Genomic DNA, 11,142 nt, shown 5'->3' with positions numbered 1-11,142 from the left:
CAGCGAAGAAATCGCGCAGCGCTCAGGCTCGCGACATCAGGTACGGTGGCGCGCCGACTCCGGCGATGGAATGGGTGCCCCATGGTGTCCGTTCGACGATGCGCGCCGGGGCACTGCGCTCGCCGACCGTCAGGGTCGCCGCCCGCGTCTGCTTGAGTGCGGAATCCGGTATTGAGCTGAAGACCGTGCCCTGCCAGTGATATTGGCCGTCGATCGGATCGAGGTGACCCCGCAGCCGCACCCGCACCGGATGCGGGGCGCCGGCGATGGTCAGCGTTGCCGTGCCGTCGTAGGTCTCGTCGTCCTCGTCTGCCTCCGACGACAGCTCGAAAGCCTTGACGGCACCGAGCACCTGGGCCGGCGCGAGGTGGGCACGCTCGTTGAACACCTGCTGGCTACTGCGGAGCACCTCGATGCGGGTCCGGTCGGTGTTGTGGATAAGTCGCACGCAGTCGGCGATGCAGCGGGTCTGCATCGCGATATCGGGCCCGGTGACGAAGAAGTAGTTGGGGAATCCGTGCACGGCGATGCCCAGGTACGGTTCCATGCCGTCGCTCCAGGCTTGCCGGATGGTCAGCCCGCCGGCGCCGACGAGCGCCTCGTCGGAGACCTGGTCGGAGACCTGGAACCCGGTCCCGTAGATGACGGCGTCGACGCGGTGCTCGACGCCGTCGACGGTGCGGATGCCCGAGGGCGTCAGCGCCTTGATCGCCGAGTCCACCACCGCGGGACCGCGGTGCAGCCCGGTGTGCCGGCGCAGCCAGCGCAAGGCCGGGACGGTGCGCAGAGGTACCCAGGATGAGTATTTCGTGACGACCCAGCGGGGTGCATGCGCGAAGACCGTCACTGCCGAATCGGTCAGCCGGCCCAGGTGGTAGCCCGCGGTGGAGTCGGTACCCACCACCGCGATGCGCTTGCCGGCCGGGACGAAATTCGGGTCCCAGTCCGCCGCGTGGAATGACGCTCCACGAAAGTCGTTGCGCCCGTTCAGCTTCGGTTTCCACGGGACGAACGGAGGTCGGGCCGCGATGACGACGCGGGCCCGGAAGGTCTCACCTGCGCTGGTTAGCAACGTCCAGGCGTCGTCGTCGAACACCGAGCTGACGACCTCGTGATCCAGGCTCATGACGTCAGTGACGCCCGCTGCCCGCAGCTCGGTCGCGACCGGCCCGCCGGCGGCCCCGCCGCCGACGATGATCACCGTCACAGAAACTTGGTGCGCTTCCAGCCGAAGCGCGCGATCGGGCCCAGCAGCCCCACCTCGGCCAGGAACGCCGCCAGCGGGGCGAACCCGGCCTTGTGCACCTCGTGTCGGTGCGGGCTGCTGCGCGCCAGCTTGCGGGCCCGCGGCGCATCCAGGCCCACCCGTGCGTAGGGGACCGGGTTGTTGAACAGGTAGCGGAAGAAATACCCGCCGACGCCGTTGGCGTTGGCGACCACCCATTTGTTGAGCCGTGGCATGGTCTGCACACGCTTGCGGGCGCCGTCGCGGGCGAACTGGATGTGGCGGGCTTCCTCGGTGACATGAATCCGCATCAGGCGCTGGATCATCGGCTGCAGCTCCGGGTCGTCCATCATCTGCCGCTGCAGCGAGTCGAAGATCTCCTCACCCATCAGCGCGGCCACCCACAGCACGGAACCCCGCTGGAACACCAGCGGCATGGCATTGATGAGCATCCGGGCGATCAACTTGGGCTGCACCGGTTTGGCACCTAGGCGCTCGATGGCTTTGCCGAACATCACCATGTGGCGGGTCTCGTCGCCCAGCTCGGTCAGCTTGTAGTGCACCACCTTGGAGGTGGGGTCCTCGTGCAGGATGGTCCGCAACAACGACTGGTTGAGCAGGTTCTCGAACCAGATCCCGGCTGAGAGTGTGTTGACCATTTCCTGGCGGGACAGCTCGATTTGCTGCTCGCGGGTCATCTCGTCCCACATCGGGGTGCCGTACAGGGACACCAGCCGCGGCGGTAGGTAGAACTTGTCCGGGTCCAGCGGGGCGTCCCAGTCGATGTCGACGACGGGCTCATACGACCTCTTGACCGAGCCTTTGAGCAGACGCTCGGAGAACTCTTCGCGACTCGGCCCTTCCGGCTTTACCGCAGTGGTCATCGTTGGTGTCCCTTCGGTGCTTCAGACGGTCGGGAGATCACGATCGATAGTCAATACGCATGGTATCCGGTACCAGGGGTACTGGCTAGATGTTTGTCGTATCGATTCGGTTGAACGGCAATAGGCTTGCCCCCGTGAGTTCGGCGGGTCGCCACATCCACGTCATCGGCATCGGCGCCGGCGACCCCGACTACCTGACCGTCCAGGCGATCGAGGCGCTGAACGACACGCAGGTGTTCTTCGCGATGGACAAAGGTCTGGACAAGAGCGACCTCGTGGCATTTCGGCGGGAGATCTGCGCGCGGTTCATCCGCAAGCCCGACTATCGATTCGTGGAGCTCGCCGACCCGCCCCGGGCCGCAGGTGGTGACTACCGGCAGGCGGTGTCCGACTGGCACGCGGCCCGCGTGCGGGTCTGGGCGTCGGCGATCGCCGACGAACTGGCCCCCGATGGCGTGGGGGCCTTCCTGGCCTGGGGCGACCCGTCGCTGTACGACAGCACGGTGCGCATCCTCGACGCCATCGAGAGGGATGCCGCCGAGATCGACATCAGCTACGACGTCATTCCGGGCATCACGGCGGTGCAGGCGCTGACGGCCCGGCACCGCATCCCGCTCAACGAGGTCGGCGAACCGGTCCTGATCACCACGGGCCGGCAGCTGCGCGAGCACGGGCTGTCCGGCTCGGCGGTGGTGATGCTCGACCCCGACTGCTCGTTTCAGACGTGCCCGGCCGACACCTTGATCTGGTGGGGCGCCTATCTGGGCACCGACGACGAGCTGCTGGTCGCCGGCACCGTCGGCGAGGTCGGGGGGCGCATCGCGGCGCTGCGTGCCGAGGCCCACGCCCGGCACGGCTGGATCATGGATACCTATTTGTTGAGAGGTTATTGAGGCCCTACTGAGGTCTTGGTGAGGTCTTGGTGAGGTCTTGGCGAGGTCCGCGTTATGCTGTAACGCACCATTGGACCGCTGCGAAATTGGTGTCGGTGGGGATCGGCCGAACCCCATAAAATGTGAGCTGGATCGCGGTACGATCGCCTCCTGCCTATAGATCCAGGGTGGCCGTGATCGTCGGGCGTGCGAGAGGTTCGGAATGGAATTTGTCATTGCGGCGCCCGCGTATGTCCAGGCCGCGGCGACCGATTTGGCAAATATAGGATCGGCGATCAGCTCTGCCAACGCGGCGGTTATGACCCCGACGACGGCGATCCTGGCCGCGGGCGCCGACTCGGTGTCGGCCGAGCTGGCGGCGTTGTTCGGTTTGCACGGCCAGATGTATCAGGCGCTGAGTGCGCAGGCCGCGATGTTCCACAACCAGTTTGTCGAGCTGATGAATGCCGGGGGCGTGCAGTATGCGCTGGCTGAGGCCGGCAACGCCTCGCCGCTGCAGGTCGCCGAGGAGGCGATCAATGCGCCGGTCAGTCTGGTGGCCGGGCGCCCGCTGCTCGGCGAAGGGACCGGCGGGGCGACGCCGGGTGCGTCCGGCCAGTACGGCAACGGGGTCCTGGGCGGCGGCGGTGCGAACGTGGTTGGCGGTGGTAGAGGCTGCAGTGGCGGATTGCTGGTCGGCAACGCCGCCCGGGCGATCAGCAACGCCGGCGGGAATGCGATCCCCTTGGCGGCGGCCTCCGCCGGCGGGTTCGGCGGCGCTGGGGGTCCGGGCGGTCGCGGCGGGCCGTTGTTCAGTGTTGGCGGGCCGTTGTGCGGCGATGTCGGCGACGGCGCGGCCGGGGCCGTCGGCGGGCTGTCTGGCAGCGGTGCGGCCTCGAGCGCGCTTGCCGGCTTGGGGGGCTTGGGTGCTTACCACGGCAATGGTGGATTGGTAGCTGATAACGGCGGGGACAGCGGGGTCGCACGCGGCGTTGACGCCGGCGGAAAGGACGCCGTAAGCGCGCCTCGCGGCGGTCCGGCGGGCGGCTTCGGCGGTGACGGCGGCAAAGGCGGTCTCCACCGCGGTGGGAGCGGCGCCAATGCCCGCTTGTATGGCAAGGGTGACCATGGCGGCGACGGTTTCTATCCCGTAGACGGCGGCGGTACCAGAGGGTTGCTGTCCGGTACGCCAGGGTCGCCGGCCGCGACCACTTAGCGCTTAAGCCCGCGACGGGTGCTGGCGGCAGCAGAGCCCGCTTTAGCAAAGCTAACTAAAGAAATTTCTGAAACCGCCTATTTGCCAGCGGTATTCGCGATACTCTCGCCCCGACGCCTTTCGGGAGGCGTGGCCGTAGTCCCAGCTTGGGAAGGTCGTGCATGGAGTTCGTGATCGCTGCGCCCGAGTTTGTCCAGGCGGCGGCTGCAGACTTGGCGAATATCGGATCGGCGATCAGCTCGGCCAGCGCGTCGGCGCTCGCGCCGACGACGTCGATCATCGCTGCCGGGGCCGACTCGGTATCGACCGAGCTGGCGGCGTTGTTCGGCGCGCACGCGCACATGTACCAGGCGCTCAGTGCTCAGGCGGCGCTGTTCCACAACCAATTCGTGGAGCTGATGAACGGCGGCGGGACGCAGTATGCCCTCGCCGAGGCCGCCAACGCCCCGCCGTTGCAGGCGGTCGAGGAGGCGATCAATGCCCCGGTCAGCCTGGCGACCGGGCGTGCGCTGATCGGCGACGGTCCCAACGGCGCATCGCCCGGTGCTAGCGGCGGCGATGGCGGATGGCTGTACGGCAACGGCGGCAACGGTGCTCCCGGTGCGGACGGCACCGGTCTGGCCGGCGGCAACGGCGGGAGCGCCGGGCTGATCGGCAACGGCGGCAAGGGTGCCGCGGGTGGCAGCGGCACTAGCGCGGCCGGCTCGGACGGTGGCGTCGGCGGCGCCGGGGGTAAGGGTGGCAACGGCGGGCTGCTGCTGGGCAACGGCGGCGCGGGTGCGGCGGGCGGCCTGGGCGGACACGCGAGTGCAGCCGATCCCGCCACGCACCCCGCGGGCTTCAACGGTGGCGCCGGTGGCGCCGGGGGCGCCGGAGGCCGGGCTGGATTGCTGTTCGGTGACGGTGGAGCCGGCGCGAACGGCCTGGACGGCGGAACCGGGAGCGCGTCGTCCGCGCCCGGCGCCAAAGGCGGCACCGGCGGCGACGGAGGCGCCGGAGGCAATGGCGGCGATGCCGGTCTGCTCTCCGGGCGCGCCGGCGACGGCGGCAACAGCGGCAACGGCGGGCGGGACTGGCCGCCGCCAGCGCCGGCTGGGGCGCCAACGGCGGCAATGGTGGCAATACCGCGGGAACCGGCGGCAAGGCGGGTCTGTTCGGCAACGGCGGGGGCGGCGGGCAAGGCGGGGATGGCGGCGCAGGTGGCGAAGGCTATGTGGCCGGGAACGGTGGCGCCGGCGGCGCCGGCGGTAGTGGTGGCGCCGGCGGGCAACTGCGCGGCGACGGCGGGAGCGGCGGCAACGGCGGCGCCGGCGCGCTGGGCGCGAGTTCCACCGGAGGGTTCCCGACCCAAAACGGGAGCGGCGGCCGGGGCGGCATGGGTGGCAACGGCGGCGTCGCCGGGCTGTTCGGCAACGGCGGCAACGCGGGCACCGGCGGTGACGGCGCGAATGCCGGCAGCACCGGCGGCACCACCATTGCCGGTACCGCCGGCGGGGGTGGTCAGGGCGGCTTTGGCGGCGACGGCCGACTGTTCGGTGACGGAGGTCGCGGCGGTGACGGCGGCACCACCGGCACCGTCGGCGTTGTGAAGCAGACCGGCGCCGGTGGCGGCGGCGGCCACGGCGGCAGCTTCGGCAACGGCGGCCGTGGCGGTGACGCGATAGGCGTGGGTCCCGGCGGCCAGGGCGGCTACGCCCAGTACATCGGTAACGGCGGTGACGGCGGTGACGGCGCCGGCGGAAGGCCGGGCGGCAGCGGCGGCACGGGCGGGTCGCTGTACGGCAACCCGGGCGCGGACGGAGCTTCGCTTTAGCTACCAGCGCGGCGTATCCGGCAGACTGGTCGGGTGCCCGAACTCCCCGAGATCGAAGCGCTGGTCGACCATTTGCGGCGGCACGCTGTCGGTCTGACCGTCGGCCGCGTCGATGTCGCCGCGCTGTCGGTGCTGAAAACCTTCGACCCGCCGATCAACGCGCTGCACGGTCGGACCGTCGAGGGCGCTGAGCGGTGGGGCAAATATCTGGGCCTGCGGGCCGGGCAGCTGTTCTTGATCGCCCACCTGTCGCGGGCCGGTTGGTTGCGCTGGTCCGACCAGCTGGCCGCCGCGCCGTTGCGCCCCGGCAAGGGCCCGATCGCGCTGCGGGTGCACCTGGGCACCCCGGGCAGCGCGCCCGGCTTCGACCTCACCGAAGCCGGCACCCAGAAACGGCTCGCGGTGTGGCTGGTGGACGACCCGAAAAAAGTGCCCGGCATCGCCGCGTTAGGCCCGGACGCGCTGGACCTCAGCCCCGACGACCTGGCCGCGGTCCTGGCCGGCAACACCGGCCGGATCAAGACCGTGATCACCGACCAGAAGGTGATCGCCGGGATCGGTAACGCCTACAGCGACGAAATACTGCACGTCGCCAAGATCTCGCCGTTCGCCACGGCCGCCAAGCTGACCGGTGAACAGCTCGCCGCCCTGCACGACTCGATGGTCGCGGTGCTCACCGACGCGGTGACCCGATCCGTCGGCCAGGGCGCCGCCACGCTCAAAGGCGAGAAGCGCTCCGGACTGCGGGTGCACGCGCGCACCGGGCTGCCGTGTCCGGTCTGCGGGGACACCGTGCGTGAAGTGTCGTTCGCGGACAAGTCTTTTCAGTACTGCCCGACGTGTCAGACCGGCGGTAAGGTGCTGGCCGACCGGCGTATGTCGCGGCTGCTCAAATAGCAGCCGATATGCTGCCCGGGTGACTCGCCAGAAGATCCTCATTACAGGTGCCAGTTCCGGCTTGGGCGCCGGAATGGCGCGCGCCTTCGCCGCCAAAGGCCGTGACCTGGCGCTGTGCGCCCGTCGCACCGACCGGCTCGACGAGCTGAAAGCCGAACTATTGCAACAGTATCCGGGGGTCCGGGTGGCGGGGGCCCAGCTGGATGTCAACGATCACGAAGCGGTGCCCAAGGTCTTCGCCGAGCTGTCCGACGAACTGGCCGGCATCGACCGCGTCATCGTCAACGCCGGCATCGGCAAGGGCGCCAAGCTGGGCTCCGGCAAGCTATGGGCGAACAAGGCGACCATCGAGACCAACCTGGTGGCCGCGCTGGTGCAGATCGAGACGGCGCTGGAGATGTTCCACAAAAGCGGATCGGGGCATCTGGTGCTGATCTCCTCGGTGCTCGGCAATACGGGGGTGCCGGGCGTCAAAGCCGCCTACGCGGCAAGCAAGGCCGGGGTGAGCTCGCTGGGCGAATCGCTGCGCGCCGAATACGCCAAGGGCCCGATCAAGGTCTCGACGATCGAGCCGGGCTACATCGAGTCGGAGATGACGGCCAAGTCGAACAGCACAATGTTGATGGTGGACAACGAAACTGGCGTCAAAGCGCTCGTCGACGCCATCGAACGCGAGCCCGGCCGGACCGCGGTGCCGTGGTGGCCGTGGGGTCCGCTGGTGCAGCTGATGAAGTTGCTCCCGCCGCGGCTGACCAAGCCCTTCGCCTAGGGCGCGCGGGCCCCCTTCGCCCGCGAGCGTCCGCAAATGTACGCGATATAGCCCAAATTGCGTACATTTGGGGACTTTCGCGGCGGGTGCTCGGCAAGCGCGCGCCCCCCCGCCAGGTCAGTGCGGAACGGGTGTGTAATGCGCTGCGTCGCTGGTGAATTCGGGCTTTCCGTAGGTTGCCAGCCGGAGCTTGAGCAGCCCGACGACGTAGGCGTCGGTGATGTCCCGAAGCACGGGGATGCGGCTGGCGCGCTGAACGGCGGTGAAACGCCCGATGATGAACGGCGTGGTGAGGGCGACGCGCACGAGATCCATCGATCCGAGTGAGACGCCCATCGCCTCGGCGACGTCACGGTCGCCACCGCAGAACACGCGGACGAACGTGAGCTTGCTGAAACTCTTCTCGACCGCGTCGGCGCACCGGTCGAACAAGGAGGTGTCGGGGCGCAGATAGGCCGACATCGTGCCCTGGACGAGTTCGCGGCAGACGCCGTCGAATCCGTGCCGCAGCAGTGCCGCGCGCGCGTGCATGACGTGAATGATGTCGTCCGGTTCCGCGGGCAGCAGTTCCTCCGGCAGGCCGAGCAGAAAGCAACGGTACCTTGCGAATTCGACGACGGCACGTTCCTCGGCGGTGAACTCCGCCCGGCCTTCCTTGCGCGCCTTCCGGGCCAGCAGGTACTGGCCGATCATTCCGGCCGGCATCTGGTCGACCTGCGGCACCGGCATGCCGTAGACGGTGACGTCCCATTTGTCGGATTTCTTCAGCGCGTTGTAGCGGACCATCGAGTGCATCAACCGGACCATGGCGGCGGCTTCAAAGCCGGGGCCGTAGCGATCCAGCGCACCGGGCAGGGTGGTGACGGCGAAGAAACTGGCCGTCTCGTTGACCCGCCGGGCGGCCCGCTTGCCCGAGAGTGCGCCGGTCAGCGCCATCGGCAGCGCGGCGTAGGTGTTGGTGAAGGTCGCGATGAAGGCGCCTCGGGTAATGAACGGGGCCAGCAGCGCCGCGGGGATGCGCTCCTGCCGGGCGCCTTCGCGGACCAGGTCGAAGTCGATCCACTCCGGGGTAGCCTCCATCGCGGCGATGAACGACTCGAGTTCGGCGGGCGCGTCGGGCACCGCCTCGATCCCCTCTCGGCAGGCCGTCTTGAGCATGTCGATCAACTGACTGACGCTGCGCGTATTCATCAGCGCCGCATAGGGATCGGCGACGACGTCGCCGAGCATGGTGGCCGTGCTGATCAATTCCGTGACGCGGTCGTCTTCCAGGATCGGTGCGCGGTCTGCAACCCAGGTTGGCAGGGCCGAGTCGACGTCGGGCTCGGTGGCCAGGCGATCCGGCTGCTGGTTGAAGTCGAAGTCCCCGTAGAGATCCGGCTGCAAGTCGCGCTGGCTTCGGACTCGCTGCGCGAGTTCGGGGTAGTACGTGACCATCACTGCCTCCCGCTAACTAACACTTTGTGAGTAATACTCACAAGTTGTTAGTTATGCTGTCAAGTGTGACTGCGAAGCGGCGCATGACCGCCGAGGGGAGGCGGGAGCAGATCCTCGACGTCACGCACGCGATCGTCGACGCTGAAGGGTTCCACGCGGCGACACCGAACCGCATCGCCCGGCAGGCCGGCATCAATCGATCGTTGATCTATCAGCTGTTCGGCGACCCGGCGGGTCTGTTCGTCGCGCTGATCGACCGTGAGGCGGCACGGGCCGGCGCGCAGTTCGCCGAGGCGATTTCCGGGTTGGATGCCGTCGCCGAGGATCAGTCGCTAGTGGTCGCGTTCGACGGTGTGCTGGCCGCTGTCGATGCGCACCCGGCAACGTGGCGGTTGTTCATGTTTCCGCCGCAGGGTGCTCCGCCCGAGTTGTATGCCCGCCTGGCCCAATCTCAGGCCGTCGTGCTCAAGTTCTTCGTCCGTGAACTGCTGCGTCACAATCCCGGGCTGCATGAGCCGGAATACACCGCGCGGATCCTGCATGCAGCCGGTCGCGAATTGCTGCAGCTGCACCTCAGTGATCCGCAGAACGCGTCCGCTGAACGTTTGCGCACCTTTGTGCACCGACTCGGCTCCGAGCTGACGGGCCGACCCGTCGGCGCGTAGCTCACTCATGACATCGCCTCGGCGTATGCCATATGTCCTTCGAATCCCAGCGACGTGGCCATCACGCGGTAGCGGTCCCGATAGTCGCGATAGGAGGCTTCGTCCCCATTGGCGCGGGCCAACAGCGCGCGCAGCCGCAGCAGCCAGATGTCGCGGATAACCAGCCCGTCATCGGCTGGCGCGGCGGCTAACCGCTCGATCGCGGCCTCGGCTGCGGCCACGTCACCGTCGGCCCCGCGGTCCAGCAGGGTCTCCACCAGAACACCCGTCGCCGGAATGCCCCACGACAGCAGTTGCCCCTCGCGAACCAGTTCGTCGACAGCGGCCAACATCGGCGGTATCGCCTTATCGCGATCTCCATGCCGAGCCCCCTCACGTGCCAAAAAGACGTTGACGAGCCGTAACTCGCTCAGGTTGTGTCCCCGGTGTTGGAACACTGCGGCGACCTCGGCCAGCAGCTGCTGTCCGCGCTCACGCTCCGCAGTGGTTTGGCGGTACACCAGCGCAAGGCCCAGGATCGCCCGGGCGAACACCAACGCAAGATCATCACCGGATCGTTCGGCAATCCGTAGCGCATCCTCGATCTCGCGCACCGCCGAATCATGGGGCCACAGCACGCCAAGCGATATTCCCGGGAAGTAGACGTAGGCGATAACCGTGGCGTAGGACAACGGGTCGGCACTGCGGGCCATGGCCACGCCGTGGAGATTGTCGTCGGGCCATCCAGGACGACCCAGGCAATACCGGGCCATAGCCCGCGTCAAAAAGGCGAGCGCCAACGGAGACCCGAAAATGAAGTTCCCTTGAGACGGATCACCGTCGGCCACGTCGATGACTCTTTGTGACCATCGCAGCACTTCACCCCACTCGCCGCTGTGAGTCTTGACGTAGATCGCCGGGAAGGACAGCCCCACCGTGACTTTCGCATCGCCGATCGACTCGATGTGGGCCAGGGCTTCCGATGCCAGCCGTGACGCCTCGCGTATCCGGCCCTGGAACCCGCGATAGAACACCAGCCCGGCCATGGCGATGGCCAGCGATGCCGTGTCTCCGGCGGCGGTGCACAACTCCCGCAATTCGTCGAAGCGATCGGCCGCCACGTTCCCCTGGACTCGCCAGGCAATCCCACACAACATGGTGCGCGGCGCGATGCGCATCGCTGTGCGGTTGGGGTCCTGGTCGGGCAGTGCCTCGGCGATCGCTTGGGCGCGCTCCCAACTTTGTCGCGCCGCGGCGACGTCGCGGTAGGTCGCCCACGTTGCCGCGCGCATATGCCACTGATACGCGGCGTGCAGCTCACCGGCGGCCTGCAGGTGTTCGGCGATCAGCGCGGCATTTTCCTCCGCCGCGGCCGGGTCACGGGA

The 11,142-nt window shown here is 68.2% G+C and carries 8 protein-coding genes and 3 pseudogenes; 7 read left to right on the top strand and 4 right to left on the bottom strand.

What is annotated here, in order from left to right; translation table 11 throughout:
• Window positions 1-22: 22 nt before the first annotated feature.
• Both VML93_RS38325 and VML93_RS38320 read right to left on the bottom strand, forming a co-directional pair.
• A complete protein-coding gene (locus VML93_RS38325) occupies window positions 23-1,207 on the bottom strand; it encodes a DUF4873 domain-containing protein (RefSeq protein WP_325619070.1) in 1,185 nt (394 codons plus the stop codon).
• Window positions 1,204-2,109 (bottom strand): diiron oxygenase, encoded by a 906-nt coding sequence (locus VML93_RS38320; RefSeq protein ID WP_325619068.1) that lies wholly within the window; start codon window positions 2,107-2,109, stop codon window positions 1,204-1,206. The genes VML93_RS38325 and VML93_RS38320 overlap by 4 nt, the downstream gene beginning before the upstream one ends.
• Window positions 2,110-2,243: 134 nt before the next feature.
• On the opposite strand from VML93_RS38320, the gene cobF reads away from it, so the two are divergent.
• The 6 genes and pseudogenes from cobF (at window position 2,244) to VML93_RS38290 (ending at window position 7,676) form a co-directional block, all read left to right on the top strand.
• A complete protein-coding gene (gene cobF, locus VML93_RS38315) occupies window positions 2,244-3,002 on the top strand; it encodes a precorrin-6A synthase (deacetylating) (protein ID WP_325619066.1) in 759 nt (252 codons plus the stop codon).
• A 202-nt stretch (window positions 3,003-3,204) separates the two neighbouring features.
• Window positions 3,205-4,197 (top strand): PE family protein, encoded by a 993-nt coding sequence (locus tag VML93_RS38310; protein WP_325619064.1) that lies wholly within the window; start codon window positions 3,205-3,207, stop codon window positions 4,195-4,197.
• A 161-nt stretch (window positions 4,198-4,358) separates the two neighbouring features.
• Window positions 4,359-6,010: pseudogene (locus tag VML93_RS38305) on the top strand (PE family protein).
• Between the two features lie 33 nt (window positions 6,011-6,043).
• Window positions 6,044-6,238 (top strand): annotated as a pseudogene (locus VML93_RS38300) (DNA-formamidopyrimidine glycosylase family protein); the annotation flags it as partial.
• A 201-nt stretch (window positions 6,239-6,439) separates the two neighbouring features.
• Window positions 6,440-6,907, top strand: a complete 468-nt coding sequence (locus VML93_RS38295) for a zinc finger domain-containing protein (RefSeq protein ID WP_325619074.1) — start codon at window positions 6,440-6,442, stop codon at window positions 6,905-6,907.
• A 19-nt stretch (window positions 6,908-6,926) separates the two neighbouring features.
• A complete protein-coding gene (locus VML93_RS38290) occupies window positions 6,927-7,676 on the top strand; it encodes an SDR family oxidoreductase (RefSeq protein WP_325619062.1) in 750 nt (249 codons plus the stop codon).
• A 117-nt stretch (window positions 7,677-7,793) separates the two neighbouring features.
• Here VML93_RS38290 and VML93_RS38285 read toward each other — a convergent pair whose 3' ends face one another.
• On the bottom strand, window positions 7,794-9,113 hold the full coding sequence (locus VML93_RS38285; protein WP_325619060.1) for an oxygenase MpaB family protein: 1,320 nt from the start codon (window positions 9,111-9,113) through the stop codon (window positions 7,794-7,796).
• A gap of 83 nt (window positions 9,114-9,196) precedes the next feature.
• Between VML93_RS38285 and VML93_RS38280 the strand changes: the two genes are divergently transcribed.
• On the top strand, window positions 9,197-9,778 hold the full coding sequence (locus VML93_RS38280) for a TetR/AcrR family transcriptional regulator (RefSeq protein WP_325619072.1): 582 nt from the start codon (window positions 9,197-9,199) through the stop codon (window positions 9,776-9,778).
• Window positions 9,779-9,783: 5 nt separating this feature from the next.
• Here the strand turns inward: VML93_RS38280 and VML93_RS38275 are convergent.
• Window positions 9,784-11,142 (bottom strand): annotated as a pseudogene (locus VML93_RS38275) (cyclase); the annotation flags it as partial.

The sequence above is a fragment of the Mycobacterium sp. genome (genome assembly GCF_035499775.1).
GTDB lineage: Bacteria > Actinomycetota > Actinomycetes > Mycobacteriales > Mycobacteriaceae > Mycobacterium.
Note: the sequence above shows the minus strand (reverse complement) of the source record. Positions and strands in the feature narration are given on the sequence as shown.